The organism is Pseudarthrobacter sp. Hb11, assembly GCF_059383655.1.
Genome location: NZ_JBWZCM010000015.1, coordinates 39,095 through 59,463, shown reverse-complemented (window position 1 = coordinate 59,463; position 20,369 = coordinate 39,095). Strand labels below are relative to the sequence as shown.

The 20,369-nt window shown below is 59.4% G+C and carries 8 protein-coding genes; 4 read left to right on the top strand and 4 right to left on the bottom strand.

Features of this window, described 5'->3' with window-relative positions:
• Positions 1-81 precede the first annotated feature (81 nt).
• The 3 genes from AC50X7_RS16700 to AC50X7_RS16690 are packed head-to-tail and all read right to left on the bottom strand — an operon-like array spanning position 82 to position 14,026.
• Entirely contained in the window at positions 82-6,459 is a 6,378-nt protein-coding gene (locus AC50X7_RS16700; protein ID WP_494980041.1) for a DEAD/DEAH box helicase, read from the bottom strand.
• Positions 6,459-11,126 (bottom strand): Eco57I restriction-modification methylase domain-containing protein, encoded by a 4,668-nt coding sequence (locus AC50X7_RS16695; RefSeq protein WP_494980040.1) that lies wholly within the window; start codon positions 11,124-11,126, stop codon positions 6,459-6,461. The genes AC50X7_RS16700 and AC50X7_RS16695 overlap by 1 nt, the downstream gene beginning before the upstream one ends.
• 2 nt (positions 11,127-11,128) lie before the next feature.
• A complete protein-coding gene (locus tag AC50X7_RS16690; protein ID WP_494980039.1) occupies positions 11,129-14,026 on the bottom strand; it encodes a helicase-related protein in 2,898 nt (965 codons plus the stop codon).
• A gap of 195 nt (positions 14,027-14,221) precedes the next feature.
• Between AC50X7_RS16690 and AC50X7_RS16685 the strand changes: the two genes are divergently transcribed.
• The 4 genes from AC50X7_RS16685 to AC50X7_RS16670 all read left to right on the top strand — a co-directional run bounded on the left by AC50X7_RS16685 (position 14,222) and on the right by AC50X7_RS16670 (position 19,667).
• Positions 14,222-15,535, top strand: a complete 1,314-nt coding sequence (locus tag AC50X7_RS16685; RefSeq protein WP_494980038.1) for a hypothetical protein — start codon at positions 14,222-14,224, stop codon at positions 15,533-15,535.
• 41 nt (positions 15,536-15,576) lie between these two features.
• Positions 15,577-16,056, top strand: coding sequence for a hypothetical protein (locus tag AC50X7_RS16680; RefSeq protein WP_494980037.1), 480 nt, complete (start codon positions 15,577-15,579; stop codon positions 16,054-16,056).
• A 67-nt stretch (positions 16,057-16,123) separates the two neighbouring features.
• A complete protein-coding gene (locus tag AC50X7_RS16675; RefSeq protein WP_494980036.1) occupies positions 16,124-18,049 on the top strand; it encodes a DUF262 domain-containing protein in 1,926 nt (641 codons plus the stop codon).
• A 10-nt stretch (positions 18,050-18,059) separates the two neighbouring features.
• Positions 18,060-19,667 carry an SIR2 family NAD-dependent protein deacylase gene (locus tag AC50X7_RS16670; protein ID WP_494980035.1) on the top strand — a complete coding sequence of 536 codons (1,608 nt, stop codon included), beginning with the start codon at positions 18,060-18,062 and terminating at the stop codon, positions 19,665-19,667.
• Positions 19,668-19,671: 4 nt separating this feature from the next.
• Here AC50X7_RS16670 and AC50X7_RS16665 read toward each other — a convergent pair whose 3' ends face one another.
• Entirely contained in the window at positions 19,672-20,337 is a 666-nt protein-coding gene (locus tag AC50X7_RS16665; RefSeq protein ID WP_494980034.1) for an NUDIX hydrolase, read from the bottom strand.
• Between the last annotated feature and the right edge of the window lie 32 nt (positions 20,338-20,369).

Here is a 20,369-nt window from a genome sequence, read left to right as displayed (position 1 = left end):
GCTTTTCCAAGAAGTTGTAGATTTTCGGTTTCAGAGATCCATCAAGCTTGGACTTGCTCTTCATCCACGTTACTAACGGCATTACTTACCTTCCATCACGCTGAGCGAATTGGCCACGTCTGCGGCATCCGGACCTACGGCGGTCCATCCCGCGTCGATTAGTGCCTGCGGGTCCTCGCCGTCCAGCAAGACACCCACCTTGAGTTCTTCCCATGCAATCGAGACAACACTGCCGTCTGGCAGCTCGAATCCGAGCTCGGGAACGGGAAGACCGTCGATTGAGGCAAGTTCAAGCAGCAACGGCCTCTCGTCGTCGGTTGCCATATCCAGAGTTTCCTGCCATTCAGGCGGAATCGCTGCAGCAGCGGCTGCTTCCGGGGGCAGAGCAACCTCGATAGCGACGGACACCATGTCGACGGAGCCGATCTTCAGCCCATACCGTTTGAAGGCCATGAGGTTAGACAGCCGGAGCCATTCCCGCCAATAGAGGTGGTGGCCGTCATCCGCCACGGCCTCCGCGCGGTCGTCGAGGTATAGCCCGACGACAAAGCCTTTGGCGTCGAGAGACTTGGCACCAGCCGACAGCACCAAGGCCCCGTACCTGTACTGCCAACAATTGTCCTGGCCAGCCTCAGGCGTAGCGTCTTCGCTGATCAGCGCCTCCAAGGCACGCTCGGCAGCGCTGTCGGCGGTGGACTTGAACGGCTTCTCCATCAGCATCAGAGGAACGACCTCGGCGAAGCGCTCCCAATCCGGCTGGGCGGGATCCTGTATCCAGGCCCACAGCTGGCTCATGGCGTCGACGCCAATGAGGTCCAGCAGCCCCGGCTTGAGACTGAACTGGGCTTGGATTTTCTGAACGCGGTCTTGCTTGTGCCAGGCCGGAAACGATGTGGCCCCCTTACCGAAGGCGTCAACGTCTTCCCACGTAATGCCCCATGGAATGATGCCGGCCTCGCGCAGTTTGGCGCGCTTACCGGCGTCGTCGCCAATGCGGTTGTGGGTGCTGGACGCGTGGAAGTAGTGACCATCCGTGTAGATGGCGATCTTAGGGATATTAGGGTCCTGGGCCATGAGGACAAAGTCCGGCCGGGTTCCCAGAATGTCTTCCTGCGGCTCCAGCCACCACTTGTGTTTGCCGCCGGGAAGTCGGAATTCCAACCGGTCCCCGCGCAGCGCCGGCGTCACTTTGATTTGGGCACCTAGCGTCTGAAGGCGCTCCACCAGAGCCCTCCGGAATTTCAGTTCCAGATGGGATTCCGGGTTCAGGCCGGCTGCCGGCGGCACGGTGGTGGTCTTCCAGTGATCAAACGACGGCGACTGCTCACCTTCGTCCGGTGCCTTGCCGCTGAAGAGGATGTCAGCCAGCAGCCGTTGTGCCGTGATGCGCGAGACCTTGTCTACCAGCCATGGGGGTGCGAATGGCAGGAGGCAGTTGTGGCAGGCCAGCCGTTCTTCGTTCTTGCAGCTGCAGTTCCGCACCACGTTCCACGCAGCGTAAAGCAGATTCCAGACCTTCTCCGGCTCCGCGAACTCGGCCAGGTAACCTGTTCCACCGGGCACTTTGTCATGGAGCAGAAGGGAAATAGCGCTTTCGCCGCCGTCGAGCGGTTCATTGATCTTGACGACGTCGATATGGTCAGGAGCGCCACCGAGCACGGTACGCAGGCCCAGCAGCAGGCCAGCGGTGAGGCTGGGCACCGCGAAATCGTCGCCCATCACGGCCGCCGTGGGCAGGCGCAGCGAGACACCCTGGGTGGTGAGCGTACGTGCGAGCGCAACGTCCTTGACGTTCTCCTCAGACGCTTTACGGTACTTACACCAGAACCTGTGCTCATCGAAGCTGTTCGCCTTGGCGGACTGGTCCTGCTTACCGCAGTAAGAGCACACCCGGAACAGCGGCGCCTTCACGTCTTCGCCAGCAAGAACCCGGGTGGCCGCATTGGAGGCCGTCCGGCCGAGATTCAGCCAGCGAAGCTCCATGCGGTGAAGGTACTTCGCCCCGAAATCGATGCCGTCCAGGAACCACTGGCTCGTTACGTGTTCCGGGTCAATGTCCGCGGCCACGACCACGTTGAAACTTTCCTTGACGCGGTTGTCGCTGCGATCCCCGATGCCGGCCTCGTCCCTTCTGACCTCGGCGGAGACCTTTTTCATCACGACGACGTCGAACGTCTGGCTGACGTCCGCGATGGCGCCGGTTCCGCAACGGGCACAGGCGGTGACCGGCCCCTTGGCGTCCACCTCGGTGTTCGCCCAGCCGCAGGACGGACACATCTGCCATTTCTGGATATGGCTCTGTTGCGGGCCCAGGTCCACTGCGTCGATCTTGACCTGAAGACCCTGGGCGTAGAACGTCGCCCCGGGAGCCAACTCGGTCAGTGCTATCGATGCCCCCCGCTGGTAGCTGATGCTGTCCGTCAGGAACTCATTGGTGTCCACATCTCGCCAAGTCAGACCAACGTCCAGACTGACGGAGTCATCCAGCAAGGTGTAGTTGGGCAGCACGCCGTACTCTTCCAGGACCGAAATCCAATAGTCGCCGCGCAGCTCGTGCAGTTGAAAAGAGATCAGCTTGAGCGTGGCATAGGCAGTCTTCGGGGCCTGCAAATCGTCCGCCGTTGCAGCATTGGATTTGGCGCGTTCCTCAAGCTCGGGCAGCTGACTGTCGATCTCCTTGCGTCGGGCCTCGAGCTCGGCCACGTCCTGTTCCCAGAGGCGCGCGGCGCGGACCAGATGGCGGGCCATGGGGCTGGACTCCCCATCGGTCTGCGGGGTCGCCCAAGCCCTTAAGGAAGCAACGGTGGAGTCTGCCAGAAGATCCCCGTACTGAGAGAGGAACTCCGCCAGGTACTCCTCGGCATTATCGGAAGCTTCGAAAATGAGATCACCGAGGAAGGTGCCTTTGTCCGCGCTGCCGAGTGCCGCCGTCGCCTTTTGCGGGTGCGGGCGGCCGGCGTCGCGGGCGAATCGGTCGACGATGTGCGCGGTGTACTGGCGCTGCAGAATTTCTTCGGCGTCCAGGAACGTGGCAGGCGGGCGCACCTCGCCGTTGATGACGGACAGCGGGTCGTGAAGCTTGGGCAAGTGTTCGCCCCTGCCCCTGACATAGGCCAGCACCAGCGAGTTGCCGGTGAGGCGTCCCGCGCGGCCGACACGCTGCAGGTAGGACGCCACGGACGACGGCAGGGAGGCCAACATCACGCAGGAAAGGTCTCCGATGTCGATGCCCATTTCCAGGGTGGGGGTCGCCACCAGAACGTTGGGGGCCTGGGGGTCATTGGTGGCCGACTTGAATTTGGATTCGTAGTCCAGTCGGGTCTTGTCGTCGAGCAGTGAGGTGTGCTCGCGGGCCACCACGCGTTTCATGTCGCTTGAGCGGTAGAGCGAGCGGTAGTAATTGTCCTCGCCGGATGCACGCTGGAGAGTACCCGGGCAGCGGATGAACATGCATGGCGCACCGTTCAGCTGGCCCATGACTGTTTCCGTGCCAGGGGTCTGGACCTTGCAGGTATCGCAGCTGAGGAAATGCCGCTTGGCAGCAAGGTCTTCGCTCGAGGGTGCTTTCAGGACGAGGCGTTCCGGGGGAATCCAGAAAATCTCTGCCCCGCTCTCCGATTTCGTGGACCCCAGTACGCCAGCATCCAGCAGTTCTTTGAAGAGAGCCTTGGCCAGGAACGCCCCGTCCGCAGCGGCTGTGGAGAGGCATCGGGAGGCCCAACGGGCATACCAGGAGGCAGTGGATGTGACCGGATCCAAGTTGTCCGAGTTCTTGACTGGCGGACCAATCCGGGGGAATGCAGGGGCCGCGCGGCCCGGCGGGAAGGCGGGCATGCCTTCAGACTTGCGGCGGCCGCCCCAGACCTGCCACCTGTGGCCGTCTTTCTTCAGGTACGGGTCCAACCACTTGTGGTGGACGCCGCCGCGAATGCGCATGCGCTCGAGTACGCCACGGACCCAGAAGGTTAGATCCTCGGCCGACGGCGTGTGTCCGTCAAGCGCGGTCTGCTGCTGAACGGAATTAATAGCCTTTTGAGCCAGGGCGACGATGCGCGCCTGCGAACCAGCGTCCGTCTCGGCCACGACGCTGCCGGTGAGTTCGAGCGTCCTACCGACGCGGGACTGCAGGCCGAACTCCAGCGATGCATCGAAAAGGAGTCGGGATTTGGCGTTGCTCGTGGCCTTGCGCCGCTCCGTGGCACTGGCGCCGGGCTTCCAGAAAGCGCGGAACTGCTCACGGTCAACGTAGTCCGGCGCGATCAACTGGTATTTCGCCACAGGTGTCTCTGCATTGGATATTGCTGCATTGACCAAGTCGTCCAGGGTGGTTTCCCCGTCCAACGCGTTGCGAAGTGCCGAGCGCAGAGACAAGGTGTGCGACCGCGCTTGGACAAAACCGGCCCGGTGCGCCGCGTCTTGGACACTGTCTGTGAAGACTAGGGCCTTCTTTTCATTGGAATTGAGGCCCCGTGATCCAAACAGATTCGAGATCGTGACGGACAGCATCGTCGCAATAGCGCTTCCCAAGAAACGTATACCGTCCACGGTTTGGCACGCCGGGCACGTGTCCCGTTTGGAGTCGTCGTCTGCCTCAAGCCCGATGAGCATCAGCACTGGAAGGATGCGGCCCTCCAGCAGGTCGATGTCCTCTCCATTAGGGGCATCGGACAGGATCTGGCGATTCTTCGAGTCAAACCATCGCAAGCCTTCGACCTTGGCCTCATCGGTGCCCTTGAAGAGGACCTTGTCGGCCTCGCCCGGTGCGTACAGCAGGGCGCGGAACCGGCCGCTGCCGGTCAACTTGCCGACACGGATCTTTGTGTCATCCAGGTCCAGGTCATTGCCTGTGGGCCCAAGCATGACGCCCCAGCCGGAGCGTCCGCAGTGCCGGCAGTACACGGCTGGCTGGTACAGCTCGCCGTCCTGCTGGACGCCGTCGTCGGACCAACGGAAGCTGCTGGTGGCGTCGACTGCCTTATCGATCCGGGAGAGCTCGCGGATCCACATGTGGACCTCCACGGACAGCGCCGAGCGGCCATGGGCTGCGCGGATCTGACTCAGGAAAGAGATGAAGTGGCTTAGGAACTCGATCTGTTCCTCCAGGCGGGCGGCCTGCTCGCGCGGACCTCCGCTGGCGCTGAAGCCTCCGAAGACCTTCTCCGCAAGCTCCCGCAGCGAGACGGCATCAGTAGCGTGCTGCAGGACGGCCACTGTGAGAGGTTGCGTCCGTACGGCGTCGAGGAGGTCGTCGGGCTGGCTGCCGAAAAGTGCGTCCGCAATGACACGCATGACGGCGGCGTTCGACCCGCCGTCTGCTGCTGCCCCCAGGGCCTCAACTTTGTCGTTCAGTTCGTGCAGCTGGTCCGCAATTTCGATGATTGACTTGGGAGCATTGGTGGCAGAACCCAATGCGGTCCATTCATCCGAGCTGAGCCGCGCTTCGGTGATCACGCCATCTTGCGGGAAGGATTCCCCAAAAACTGTCTCGGCGAACCGCAGCATTGCTTCAGGATCGCCCTTGCCGCCAAGCGTCGCCGAGGTAGCCACCGGCGTAGCACGGCCCAGTGGGCGCTTCCTGTCGGCCTCGGTGAGGCCGAAAGGCGAATCAGTGAGATCCGCTGGCCAGTGGCTTTTGAGAGTCAAACCCAGCCGGCGGAGGAGCATTGCCACGTCGGTGCCTTGGGCACCGTCGTAGGTGTGGAATTCATCGAGGACCACGTACTGCAGCGATGTTCCCGACTGCTCCCAGATGCTTGCATCCTGGTGGCGGAGCAGGAGCATGTCCAGCATCTTGTAGTTGGTCAGCAGGATGTCGGGCGCTTCACTGCGGAAGATGTCGCGCTGGTTGATCAGACCAGCAGCCGAGACTTTGGTGCGAGGCTCGTCATTCTGGCCGGTGTAGATGCCGGCAGTGATCCCGCTGAGTTCAGGGTGAGCGGAGAGCATCTCTGCCAGGCGCTTCGCTTGGTCGTTGGCCAGCGCGTTCATCGGGTAAAGGATCAGGGCTTTCATGCCCTTCACGCCGTTCCTCTTCGCCCGGAGTACATGGTCGATGATCGGGATCAGGAAGGACTCGGTCTTACCGGAGCCGGTGCCTGTTGTGACCATGGTCGGCAGGGGGCGCCGGCAGCCCGTAGCGACTGCGGACGAACCTGTCGAAACCTCGCCTGCCGAGACGCTCTTCGAAGACAGCCGCTTGAACGCTGCGGCCTGGTGCCCGTAGGGTTCGAACTTAGTCAGATGCCAGTCAAGGGCTTCCCGCCATCCATCTGCCGCAGACTTGAAGGGAAGCCGCAATCGAACATACGGTCCCTTGAACAGCCCGCTGTCCGAGTCCGAAAGGAATGTCTGGATGGCCCCGCGCGCCTCATTGTCTGTGAGGGCAAAGGTGGTCGTTAGGTAATCCGAGAGTCCCTGACGAAGATCATTAGCCTGGAATGTGGGCAGAAGCTCCGACATCAGTCTTTCTCTTCCATCAGCTTCGTGAAAAGCGCGTGCGCCTGCCGCATGTCGCTCTCACGGTCGAAGCTCACAAAGGGAAATTCGTAGGTGTACGTATTTCCCGCCGCATTGGTCGCAGTGCATTCTTCAATGCCTAGGTCACCGTCCCGCTGCCTGTAAAGTCGAGCGATTTCTCCTGGAATTTTGCGCCCATTGGCATCGTACAAATCCGTCCGCTCATAACCCTGCAACACGCCAAATTGGGTCCGGTACATGGAACCGAGTTCCTCCGCAGACAGTCCAAACATGACGGAAACCAATGCGTCAATTTCCAACTGCGACTGTCGTCTGTCCTCGGCGATCCGCAGCGGCTGCGAAGGGTTCCAGGCCGGGACTGTGTCGCCCAATTCAGGACGGTTGTGCCGGGCGCGACCACCCACCCACGATGTGGCGTTCCAATCGGGCGTATGCAAGCGGCTCCACAAAGGCGCATAGGCATCCGTGAGAGCCGTCAACCGCATTAGACGGACGACCAGTTCATGGTCGAGTGGATGCGGTGCGGGGAACGGCAATTGATCAGTGAAATTTGTCTTCAAGTGACCGACTCCAGCCAATTTGACCAGGAAATCGACGGGTATTGAGGACCAGGCGGCAGCCAATCGGATGAGATCCAACTCGGGTGTTTGAGGACCCCCATAGCTGAAGGCTGTCATTATGGTGGCGGGGCCGGGAGGAAAGATGCTTGAGTGAAGAGTTCTGTTTCCCGTGAGAGAAGCCATCTCTCGCCAAACGAGTCTGTAGAAATTCCTCGCCGAGAATCGTTCGGGGGTCTTGCCCCAATGGCTGTAGGCGTTATCATAAGCGCGCCGGTCACCTGCTGGCTGGTAACTGGTTCTCGGGACGAAATTCTCGCTCAACGTCTCCAAGTCCAGTTCAGACCAATCCAAGTTATTTTTCATTGTCGGATTCGGCTCCTTGGCGAACGGGGTCGCAACAGTGAAATGCGGTCCCTGGATAATTACGTCATTCCAACTCCCCGGTACGGCAGAACCGATTTCGAAAAATCCCTTCTTTCGGTCTGTGGTCTCGTTCCAACCAGCGGAGTATTCCAACCCAAGTTCCCGAACGCGTGGAGCTTTGGAAAGCTTTTCAAGTACCCTGGAGCTGTCAACATTCACCGGATACACCATGCGAGCCTCGAACGGTGGTGTCCCTGGCTCCTCTAGGATGTCCGCCCAGACTTTGAGAATAGATTCGTCCACGTGTATGACGCGTTCCTTATGAGGGCGCTGGTCCCAGTTGCCGTCAAGATCTTTAAGTCCCGGGACGGCACCTGAGCCGTCGTGATTGACGGATCGCGCCACCGTCTCGGGATGGTAAAGAGAAGCTGCCATTTTAAAAGCAGGCATATCGTGTCGGCTTCCGTATATGTGGACCCCATATGACACATGATGATCTATTTCAAACAGACACAATTCATTTACAAACTGCCAATGCCTACGAAGTCGTCGATAGGTTTCTGCTCGGAGGCTTCCAGCCTTCTTTTCCGTAAAGTGCGATTCCGGGTGAAGGAGCCCGACGATGCCGAGCTGCGACACCGACCTCCAAGTTCGCTCCATAAATGACCGATACAAATCCGGCCGCAATCCATTGACGATTGGATACGCTGCGACGTCTGTGAGGAACTCCCGCGTTGCGACAATACTTCCCGCCTGATTACACAAGAACTCAATCTGCGCTGGATCCGCGTGAGCCAGGGCACGGCGTGAGTTTCTCTCCGCTTGGGTCGGTTTCGACACAAGCTGCCACCATGGATCGTGTTCCGCCATCATCGAGTCTTCGTCCCAGTCGGGACGTACCCACGGCGGGTTCCCTACCTGCAGATCGAACCCTCCGCGGGCTAGCACAGAAGCAAAGTCCAGCTCCCAGTGAAAGAATCCCTGATCAGCCGCGATTTCCTGGCAAATTTGCAGCCAAGGAATCGTCTCGATGACCTCTGAAATTTCCAGCGCCCCGGCAAAGCTCAGTTCAATTTCCTCAGCCTTGTTGAGTTCATTCCATGATGCTCCGGCAAGTAGAGACTGCTGACCCACCATTTTCGAGTCCTTCGCCTGGAGCCCCAGAATCGACTCAAGCCCGGCGATCCACTCGTCGAGAGTTGGCGGCTTGATTCCACGGGAAGCCGCCTCCGAGATTGGCCAGAACCAGAGGGAATTCCAGGCGTCCATTACTCGGCGCAGCCGTTGAGTAGCCCCATTTGGGTCGCCCAGCTTCTCCTCAATTTCTGCGCGCGACACCGGCTTGTCATCAGCCTGGGCCGCTGCCCGCTTACCGAAGTAGTCGACTGGCCGCCGAGCCTCCGATTCGGCCACTTGGAGTCGACGCAAGGAGAACTGCCAAAGAGTCTCCACCCGGCGTCCCAAGTTCACCAATCGGTCCACTTGGGTCTTGGACGGTTTCCCTTTGACCCGGTTCCGCCAAGCTTTAAGTTCCTTCTGCGCTTCACCAGCGAGGTCTTTCACCTCCTTGGCTTCACACGCTGCACCCCAGCCGGCTGCGGGCAGCAGAAAATGGTGGATTCGCCCGACAACGTTGGGATCATCAGTCCCCTCAGCTATCACATCGGCGAGGCCAGAGAGCGGCGCCTCCGCTGGGCTGCTCGTGAGCCACGACTTATCGTTCACGGACCCTCGAGAGTATGTTGCCCGGCGGGCCCCGATCAGGGAGTTGCCACGCCGCAAGTGCAATCCGAACCACGGCGCTTGGAGCCCCGCGACCATCGTGTCCAACCAGAGCGAGACTTCCGCCAGCTCTACGGCCGTGGAATTCAGATCCACACCGTACACCTGGTGCAGGGCAATCTGAGCCTTCACCTTTTGCAATTCAACGGCGTAGTCCTCAGCCGGAATTTGGTCGTCCAGCTCCTTCTGCTTTCGCTTCAAGTACTCGTCGGCCAGCTGCCGAACAGCCTCGATGGCGAACGCGCCGGAGCCGAGAGCTGGTTCGCAAACCGTGAGCTTGAGAATCTCGTCCGCGGTCGTCTTCTTGCCGTCTTGGTCCAAGAGCTCTTCAAGGGCTTGAGACACGACGAATCGGGTGAGCACTTCCGGCGTGTAGTAGGACGCGGATTGCTGACGTTCACGCCCGGCGAGGCGGAAGACAAACGTTCCTTGCTCGTGGAGGACGGGCTCGGGTTCTCCCGTGAGCTCGTTGGTGGTCATCACGAAATGCTTGCGCTCTACGGACTCTGATCGCTCGACTGGCACTACCCACGAGCCCTTGGATGAGTCACCATCCTTCGCCACTTCGTAAAGGTCAGTCCCCGCAATGGTTCCGGTGTACGACATCAGTCCTTCGTACACGGCTCCCAGCTGGTTGACACCGAGTTCGGCATAGGAAATGAAGCCTCGGTCCTTGCCTTTGACTTCTTTGCTCAGGAGCAAATGCTGAAGTACTTTTTGCAGCGCGATGTTGCTTAACCCCACCTGGTCAATTTCTACTATGGCCTCGGGGTCGAAGAGGTCTGCTTTGAGGCTGTCAAAGTGAAGGCCTTCGGCGCCTGGCACCGGGACAGGCCCACCCACCGAGACTCGCGGATGGTGGCCTTGATCCACCAAGTCGAACAGTGTCTTGAGGGATTGATAGAAGTGGGTTCCCGACCGGCCTTGAGGTGAGTTGATCGGGGTGAGAGTGAGTTGGCGGAGGCGATCCAACCCGTAGCCCTCGGAATATTCGCCTGAGCCGACAGGAAGGACACCCATCTCCGGTGATGCCTCGGCGTATAGCAGGAACAGGATCCGGTAGAGGTAGCGCAGCGACTGTCGGGCAAGGATCTGGCCGTCGACCTCGCCCAGCGCAAGATCTTGAGCCTGGCGGCGGCGGAGCACGTCGTTTGCGATGATTTCGATCGAGAGGCGAATACCCTCTCGGAGGTCCTTGGAAACGCCGATGGTGTGTTTCACAGAGTTTTCAAGGATCTGTTTCCACCATATGGATTCGCTGGCGTCCGGAAGCAACGATTCACGGCCGAAGATGGCGAGGACGCGGTCGAGCTCGCCGCCGCGTTTGGTGTCATTGCGTTCGCAGGCCAGCAGAAGATCCGCGGCGAGATAGCGTCCCTCCGCCCAGCGTTCCCGCTCCGTCAGCAGGAGCCACCGCCCCCCGAAAACCACGATAAATTGCGGTGGTTCGTCGGCGCGGTAGAGCTCGGAGACGAGTCTCGGCGCAGATAGCGCCGCTTCTTTGTCATCGATGAAGGCGGGGGCCAACATCTTAGCCTTGGCCGAATCCAGAAGGTCCTCGACGGACTCGACGGGACGACTCTCGAGGAAAAGCACGTCTCCGTTGTGGGATTTCCACACGTTCGGCACCTGCAGGGTGGTGCCGGCCCGCTCGGCGGTGAGATCCGCCGTCGTGCCCTTAAACCCAAGCGCCTCACGCACCTTGTGATAGACAGCCGATGTCTTGCTTGGCTCTTCGAGAAGCTCCGCAATTTCAACCTGGAACGTGCCGCGTTCGCCAAGAAAGCGTTTAAGCACTGACTCATGGCCTTCCTTGGCCTGCTCGTCCCATTGCTTGCGGAGTTTGAGCACTTCAGATTGGAAGGACTCCTTCGTGGAGTCTGTGGTGAAGTAGTGCTCGCTGATCCAGTCTTCGCCAACGACGATGGAATCATATGAAGGCATGGTTAGTGGGCCCCTTCAACTGCGGTAATTTCGGGCACGATGACCAGAAGCGGGCGGACGAGGCGCTGGGACGGCGCGAGGGACGCGGCAATACGCTGCTCCTCTTGGATGCGTTCGCGCTGTTTCTTGAGAGCGGACTTGCTCATCCCGGGGAGGTGCTGTTCCAGCGAGGATTCCTGCCAGTGGTCTGCACGGTCCTTCCAGCCAGCAAGACGCTGTTCCGCCGCCTGCTGTGCTGCTGCGAATGTGGCCTCGAGGGTTTCTGACGTGTTCTCGACGGCGACCGGGACGATCTGCTGAAGCTGATCGACGTTGGCGATAGCTCCGGGATTGATCGCGTTGGCCGTGAGCCCCGCGGCTTTCAGGTAGCCGCCCAGATCCTCGAGGGTGTCGACCAGACAAAATGACGGATTGTCAGGGTTCGGGAAGTCCGCGGTGAAGAACGCTTTGGAGACGACTTGGCCGCGCTGGTTCATGAGCGTGCCCATCAGGAGGACGGTGGCATTCTCGACATTTCCCCGGACCGCGAGGACCTCGCTCCGGGACAGGGAGGCAAGTGCCCTGTCGCTGGCCCATTCGAGCACCGGGTGAAGCGGACCAAGGAAGTGGGCTTCCGGCCAGGTGGTGGTCTTCTCCCCCGCAGTAGGCTGCGCAGCACGGGCGCGTTCGAGTTCCAGCTTGCCGGAGATTGCCGTGGTGGCCAGCTTCATCTTCTTGGTCACCGCCCGGTCGGCGAGATAGGACTGCGGGAGGTACGCGAGCCGTTGCTGAAGGTCCCTCGGGGGCTCCAGCTCGGCAATGGAATGCTCTTTGTGTATGGTCCAGGCGACGCCGTTGTTGCTCAAGCTGGCTTCCGGTGTCACGAATGCTTCCCGGAGGGCCTCATCCAAGTATTCGAGGTCCGTGGCGTAGAGACCGATGTGGGTTTCGGTCGGGACGTCATTCTTGGCGGGTTCATCGGATGCGAGGTTTTCGAAGAAGGCGTCGAAGTCGTCACCGCCGGTGACTTCCTCAGGGTTCCGCAGGACCTCGTCGACCGACTTCTTTTTCATAAGCACGTCGCGGATGGCGTCTTCTTCTCGAGCGACGCTGTGGGCGCCCATCAGGGAGGCAACGTCTTGAAGCACGGCGTGGGCCTCGTGCTCACGTTCCATAACTCGGGTTAGCACCTTGAGGTCGCCACGGAACTGGATGTTGTCTGGTTCGAGAAGGAGCGTCGTGATCTGAGGGGGGAATCTCTGCCCGTAGCGGTCGATGCGACCGTTGCGCTGTTCTACGCGGATCAGGCTCCACGGAATGTCAAAGTGGATCAGATGGTGGCACTGAGCATGCAAGTTGACGCCCTCGGAAGCGACGTCGCCAGTGACCAGGACGCGGATGTCGGAGGACTCCCGTTTAAAGCCGTCAATAATCTCCAGTTGATCGACATCACTGAGGCCGCCGTGGAGAATAGCTACGTTCGCTGGTTTGAGGCCTAGGTCCGCAGGGAGCTTCTCTTCCAGCCACTTGAGGGTCGGAACCCGCTCCGCGAAGATCACAGCCCGCATTGGTGATTTCCTCCCGACGCCAATGTCCTGCAGGTAGTTTACGAGGGCTTCGTATTTGGCGGATTTGCCTTCAAGCGAGGCTTCGGTGAGTTCCTTCAGCCGCTTGAGCGCCTCGGCTTCCTTTGTCACTCCGGTCAGCGCACCGCCGTCGAGCGTCTTCAGTCGTTCCTTGACCGTCGCCAGAAGAGCCGCGGGGCTCGAAAGGAAGGCTTTGGCCAAGATCCACGGGAACAGGCCACCGTTCTGGCCTGAGTATGGTGAGCTGCCTGCCTGCGGATACAGCCAGACGTCCGCCAGCTCGTCGGCGACGTCGTTCTCTTCAGGTGATGCCGGGATCAGCTTGTTGTCCGGTTGCAGGCGCTCTGCCCAGTCCGCACCGACTTCACTCGCGACCTCCGGGCTGTGCCTGTGCCTGCGGATGATCAGATGCTCGATGTCCTCCTGCTCGAAGGTACCGTCCGGCCGCACGACGGTGGGGTCGAGGAGCCGGAGCAGCTCCGCGAACGAATCGTTCTTGCCGTTGTGCGGGGTGGCGGAGGCGAGAATGAGAGCCTCTGTGTTGGGGGCCAGGACGCGTGCGAGCTCATTGTTCTGAGTACCCGAGTTGGTGAGGTTGTGCGACTCGTCAATGACCACTGCGTCCCAGCGGAGTTTCTCCAAGTGGGCACGATACCGGGCGCTTTTCAGTGTGTCGATGGAGATGATGGCGCGCTTGAAATAGGTGAACGGGTTCCGGGTGCCGGGGAGGATCTGGCGGACCCTTTGGATGCCGGCGGAGTCAAGACGGACGAAGGGAAGCGCGAAGCGGCACCAGAGTTCGTGCTGCATCTGCTCCAAGACATGCTTGGGCGTGACGATGAGGATACGTTCTCCGCGGCCGCGCTTGACCAACTCGCTGAGGATCATCCCGATTTCGAGCGTCTTGCCCAGGCCGACGGCGTCCGCGATCAGGATGCGGGGGCGGACGTTGCGACTGTCCAGCGCCTTGGCTACCGCGATCCGTTGGTAGTTAAGGCTGTCGGCGAGCATGCGGGTGGAGACACCAAGCTTGGGGTCATTCAGGGGGGCCGGCGTCTTGCGGAGGGTGGATTCCAGCCAGAGGCGGGCGCGGCGGTAGTTGGGGCTGCTGTCGGCGACGACTTTGGAGTTCCGCGGGTCCACGACTTCAATCGTGTCCAGGGCGGAGTAGAACGCGGCGGTGGTGTCTCGGACGAGTTCGCTGAGCCCTTGCACTCTGACGAGTGTCCCGTCGACGGACTTCTCGGCGCTGGTGACCAGCCACTCCTCGTCACGGATGTGCACCACCGAACCGGGCGCGACGTTGAGCTCCCGGTTCATGCCTGTAACTGTCAAGACCTACTCCTGTACTTCGTGGATCCCCAATGCACCAGCACTCAAAGGCGATGCCTAGTGATTAGCTGGTGGTCCCCTAAACATACTAGGATCGCGGTCTTGGCTGGGCTTTTGCGAGGATACATCCGACCGTTAGCGCCATGTCATTACTCGGTGGGACACTTTTCTGAAGTTGTTCGACGAAAGCGAGTTTGGGTGCCTCAGGACGATCACGATCTTGTACCCGGAACACACTCAGTTCCAGCGGAGGATCAGAAGTGGCAACTGCAGTTCATCAACGGTCCGCACCCTGAGGGAGGCTGGGAGCTCTTTCTGGTCCGGTACCTTGTTGGGGGTTCCGATGAGTGTCAGTACCGGACGGACGGCGAATGGCTGGACACTTCTCAATGCCACGATGAAGACGCCTGGTTCTTCCTAAGCGCTTCCAGCGAGGACTGTTCTCTTTTTGATGTCTCTCAGATGGACGAGCGTACCGTAGGCGTAGAAGTTGGTTATCTGGTAGATCAAGCCGTTGAATGGTATGACCATCCCGGTAGGAGATTAGATGTCGCATACGAGATCTTTGGCATTGACGAACAGCAGCTGTTTGTTCGCCGCCTTCCTGGGCAATCTGACCTTCAGATTGAGCTAGCTACTAAAGGCCTCTTATGGAGCCGCAGTTCAGATCACCAATGGAAACTGCAAGGTAACCTCACGTTGCGTGAGCGTATTCAGCGAGCTGTCCTAATCGATCAAGCCGAAAAGTTGATTCGAGAGTCCAACACCGTCCGCTTTTCGCGCTCCGCTCAGGAAGAGGTCTGCGATCTCCAAATCGCAGCCGCTATTGCACTGGGTGCTCCATTTCGTGTGATCCCAACCTTTGATTCGATGCTGTTTGAATTGGCTGACAAGAACCTGCTCCGCTGGGGGTCTGTGCGACCTCTGCTGACCTGCTCTGCAGAGGCTACGCTCTTGAGTAGCGGCGACAGTGACGAAATCGCCGGGATTTCAGTCCGATCGGGCCCCAATACCTGGCTCCGTTACAGAGAATCTTGGTTGCCTGTCGAAAGAAGGCCTGATCATGAGCAGATTCTGCTTCCGCTTGCCATCGACGACCTAAGGGAAGTGGTCCTCGTGTGGGACGTGGCCGAGAAAGCCAAGTCTCCGCGGCCCAAACGACGAGAATATCCCAGCAAATCGGTTCATTTTGTCACGCAGGATGACCCCGGAGACATAGCTGACTTTGCCATACAAGGCCTAGTTCGCGGCTCGATGGATACGGGGCACGGCGAGTCCCGTCGTGCCGGCGCATGGGAGCGCGGATACCGGCCTGTTCTCGACTTTGAAAACCATATGCCTACAGACGAAGGCGATCTGCGCCCCTGGGGAGGCAGGTACCTGTGCCAAGTCGATAAGTACTTGGAACCTTTCGCCATCGAGTTCTGGGACTCGAACAGCGAGTCCGGTTCGGAAGCAGGTGAGTGGGTCTCGTTATCGGATTTCACCACATGGATAGCAACAGAAACGTAGTCCGCGCTGGGTCAATTGAAGCTTGTCCGCGTCAAGGCGAGATGAAAGGGAAAATCGTGTTATCGAGGTTCGTAACTTGGGGAGATATGAAGTCGATACATCGCAATGCTTTTGGCTCGAGTTATATGTTGTCTATAGATCATCTAGTCAACCGGGACATTCTGAAGGCGGGCTATTTTAAGCACGACGACGAATTTTACTACGACCTGGACCCAGGCTCCGTAATCGAAGCCAGACTGGAACGGTGGCCACGCTCCCCGCAACCTGAAGATCATGAAGAATACTTCGTCACTATGAGTACCAGTGGAAGCATACTCCTCGTTCTAATACTGGTGAACGACGAAACCTTTTACTATCGGCACGATGCCATGTGGGTTCATGTCGGGCCCGGGGACAACGTTCCAGGCTTTGACGAGGGATCGCTAATAACCGTTTCCAAGCAGATAGTCGACTTTTTTGATTACGCGGAGTCCAACGAGTTCGGTCTTATTGAGGAAAGTATCGAGAGTCTCAGAATCTGACGGCGGGCTGCGGCGCAGCTATCGTGCTGTTAGCCTAGCGAGCTATTGGTCCGATCTTAATTGGGGAATGATGAAAGCCGGCGACGTTACTCTGGGACATGTCTTCGCAGCTGACCACCACTTGGTCGTGCCGCTGTTTCAGCGCCCCTATGTCTGGTCCCAGGATGCAAACTGGGGACCTTTGTGGACTGATGTCCGCACTGCTGCTGAAGAAGTTGAGGCCGAAGTCTTAGATGAACATGGCCGCCATGATCCCAGAACATACTTTCTTGGCGCCGTTGTCATCCAATCCCGCCGTCATCTCCCACGAAGGCTGTCTTCCTCCAGCGTCATCGACGGCCAACAACGTCTGACGACACTCCAGGTCTTGCTGGCCGCTTCGCGGCGTGTAGCCCTGAGGATCGGCGCAGTGACGTCCGCCGGCCGGTTCAGCACGCTGCTGGAAAACAAGCGTGAAGCAATCCATCCCGAGCATCTGGAGGACCTCCATAAACTCTGGCCCCTTCCGCAGGACAATGGCGCCTTCGGCTGGGCTCTTAGAACCGAAGGCTCGGCTGTTCCCGCTGGACTTGAGGGACACAAACTAGTGAAAGCCGCAGACTGGTTCGAGGACTCGATCTTCAGTTGGTGCAACAGCTCTAATGACCCTGAGCTGCGACTGGGCTACCTGTTTGAAACCCTCCGCGACCGTATGCAGCTCGTACAAATTTATTTGGAATCGTACGATGATCCTCAAGTGATCTTTGAAGCCCTAAATCATCGCGGAGTGAAACTGGATGCCGCTGATCTCGTAAAGAACCTGCTATTTCAAAAAGTCGAACAGCAGGGCGACCATAAGCGAGCAGATTCGCTTCTCCTCGATAACTGGCTGCCTTTGGACGGTCAGCAATGGCGCCGTCAAGTAACAACAGGCCGCATGAAGCGGTCCCGCATCGATCTTTTGCTGAGCTATTGGCTCACCATTCAGACGAGTGGAGAGGTTAGCGCGGAGCACCTGTTTGTTGACGTGCGAAAGTGGCTGAACTCCGGTCCGGTTACCGTAGCACCGCCACCTCCTAGCGCTGCTGAATTGATCGTGGACATCCGGCGCTACGCGGACAAGTACGACGAACTGGAGCGGATGCCTTCTTCGTCAAACGTGGGAGCTCTTCTAAACCGCATGCAGGCGACCGGCACCATGACTCCTTGGCCACTGCTGCTGAGAGTCTTCGCGGACGATGCCGTGCCGTCAAACCAGAAGGAGCTTGTAGCACGAGCCATTGATTCCTTCCTCATGCGGCGAGGTGTAGCACGCATGCCCAACGGGGACTACAACAAACTGTTTGTTCAGCTCATGGACATTGCGAGCACAGCAGAGCCGGAGTATATCGGGGACACTGTGGTAGCCGCCCTAGCTGCACAAACAGCCGACTCAAGGCGGTGGCCCTCCGACGAAGAGTTCGCAGTTGCACTGGCCGACACGGGCCTCTACAAATCCGTATACAGGGCGCGGCTTAGAAGCTTGCTGGTGGGGTTGGAAAATCATCTGCAGTCAGGAAAGACAGAGCCAGGAAAGCAGCTTTCCAGCACAGATGCCAAACTCAACATCGAACACCTTATGCCTCAGGAGTGGGGCAAGCACTGGGCACTGCCGGATAGCCACACCGAGGATGACCTCTTGCGGAGAACTTCAGCGGTCCACCAGTTGGGCAATCTCACGCTTGTAACCACGAAGCTGAACCCCTCTCTCAGCAACAAAAACTGGGAGTATAAAAAGCCCGCGATTCAGAAGCACAGTCTTCTACGCCTGACCACCGGGTCGGTACTGTCTCGGCCCGAGACCGCTGACGAATTCGATGAAGCGTCTTGGCCTGACCAGTGGGATGAAGCACGAATTGCCGCACGAACGCGCCACCTGATCGGGGTAGCTCTGGAAGCCTGGCCGAGACCGACGGATGCCGCGTCCGCTGAGTCTGTAAACAGCTCTGAATTCGCCAATTCGGAGCCGAGCTAGAGGCGGGCGGATGACGAAAGGGCATGTCTTTGTCACGATGGGCGACCTGCTCAATCTCAGGTCAGATGCGTTCCTGCTACCCATAGACCGGCGGGCCACACCGGGCGATCGATGGAAAACGGCGTTGCCCGGGCTTGAAGAGGCTGTGCATATGCAGGATCTCTCTTCCATTAGGGAAGAATCAGCCTTCGCAGTTGCTCTGGATAAGTGGGACCGGGAGTCACCATTACCGGTCCTAACCGCAGTACCAATGACAGGCATTTCGGATGCGGATGAGTTGCTGCCGCGGTTTCGTGCATTCCTGAAGATAGCCACCACTGCTGTTACCGACCGTCGGAGGGCATCCGCAAACCAGCTGAGCCGTCCGGTGCTGGCCACGCCCTTTTTCGGTACCGGCCACGGCGGTGGAAACGTATATCGCGGCGCCCTTCTAAGAGTCCTTCTGAAGGAGGCTTACCGGCACGCCGATCAGGCGGGCGTCGATATCGTCTTTGTGTTTCAAGATCTGGCAGCCTTCGCTCTCGCCCAACAACAGCGCAGGGAAGGGGATACTGCCTGGGCCGCTTTGACGCCATCCCTGCTGGCTAAGGCCAAAGAGCTGGGTGAAGTCGCCCGGTCCGGCAGATTGGTCCCATTCATGGGCGCTGGAATCAGTATTAGCGCCGGCGCTCCCACTTGGCGCGAGCTCTTAGGCCGCTTAGCAAAAGCCGCGAATCTCTCAGAGCCGGAACGGAAAGCGCTCAAGGAGCTCAGCAACTTGGATCAAGCTGCTGTCCTTCGAACCTACTTTGAGGAGAAGTTTCCCGGTGCCGGCGACATAAGATTTGGTCGAACGGTGAGCGAAGCCGTCAACATGCAGCAATATGGACTTGCGCCCAGTTTGCTCGCCTGTCTGCCTTCCAGCGGTGCCATCACCCTCAACTACGACACACTCTTCGAGAAGGCGTCCAAAGACGCGGGAAGCCCACGCACGGTAATACCCGGGGAGAAACCTGACGACAGTACAGCCGCGACTCACAAATGGCTGCTGAAACTCCATGGGTCAGTTGATCAACCTGAAACCATCGTCCTTACGCGGGACGACTACTTAGGTTACAGCGCTACGAGGGAGGCACTCTCAGCGCTCGTGAAGGCACATCTCATCACACACCATTTGTTGTTTGTTGGCTTTGGACTCGCCGATGATCATTTTCACGAGATAATCCATGACGTCCGCCGGGCTTTGCCTTCGCAGGAAGCAGTCGGGCGATTCGGGTCAGCCCTCATGCTGAAGCGCGACGCAATGCAGGAAAAACTTTGGGGCAAGCATCTGAACCTCATCGATATGGAGGACACCGGTTCCTCTAAATCCGGTACCGCTGCCCAAGCGAGACGGCTCGAGATCTTCCTGGACGCCTTGATTGCTCACGCCTCTTACAGCCATGCCTTCCTATTGGCTCCCCATTACGGTGACGGCCTCACGGACGAAGAGTCGGCCCTCAGGGAGGCCCTCCTTGAAGTCGCCGCCGTTTCTTCTCGCGGTCCTGCCGGCGGCGCAACATCGGTCATTCACCAGATGCTGAAGGATCTCGGCTGGGACGGGCAGCTCCAAGCAGTTAGACACACCCCGAAGATGTAGGTGGTTAGCTCCGCACCCACAACCGCGACGGCCTCCCCCGCGTCCCGTCGGACATCTGCCCCGTCCCTGTCAGCTTCGGCTCCATGAACCGCCGGAACGTGTCGCGCATTAGCCGAGCACCCGCTACAACCTCATGCAGCTCACGCAGGTCCTTCAGCGTAAACGGCTCATCCAGCAGCGCCCCGGGATCCGGCGCCTCCGCATAGGCAGCCCGCAGCCATTCCACCGCCTTGGCCACGATGTCGGCATGCCCGTATGGCAGCCCGGCGACCACCTCCGGTTCCGCTGTCACCGAAGCCAGCCTGACGCCGTCGGACTTTAGCGCTTCCTGCAGCGCCGCCAGCGGCACCACGTCCACGTGCGCCACCGACAACACCCAGCCACGGTCGTCGCGCCCGGGCTCGTCAAACACCTGCAGCTGGCGCGGCACCCGCCCCGAGATCCCGGCCTTCTCCCGCAGGCACCGAAGCACCGCATCCGCCAGGGTCTCGCGTTCACGCAGGAACGTGCCCGGCAGGGCCCACTTTCCGTGCTGATGGTCCTCCGCGCGTCGCACCAGCAGCACAGACACACTCCCGTCCGCGACGGTCAGCACGGCCGTATCCACCGCCACCGACGGCCGCGGGTAGTCGAGCAGCGACGGGCCTTGTCTGTTCTGAGAATCCTTCACATCTCCATTTATCGCAGTCTTGCGCTAAAGAA

What these genes read in the sequence shown, in the direction of transcription:
- AC50X7_RS16700 (WP_494980041.1), bottom strand. Translation starts at nt 6,459, where the DNA reads ATGTCGGAGCTTCTGCCCACATTCCAGGCTAATGATCTTCGTCAGGGA.
- AC50X7_RS16695 (WP_494980040.1), bottom strand. Translation starts at nt 11,126, where the DNA reads ATGCCTTCATATGATTCCATCGTCGTTGGCGAAGACTGGATCAGCGAG.
- AC50X7_RS16680 (WP_494980037.1), top strand. Translation starts at nt 15,577, where the DNA reads ATGAAAGGGAAAATCGTGTTATCGAGGTTCGTAACTTGGGGAGATATG.
- AC50X7_RS16675 (WP_494980036.1), top strand. Translation starts at nt 16,124, where the DNA reads ATGATGAAAGCCGGCGACGTTACTCTGGGACATGTCTTCGCAGCTGAC.
- AC50X7_RS16670 (WP_494980035.1), top strand. Translation starts at nt 18,060, where the DNA reads ATGACGAAAGGGCATGTCTTTGTCACGATGGGCGACCTGCTCAATCTC.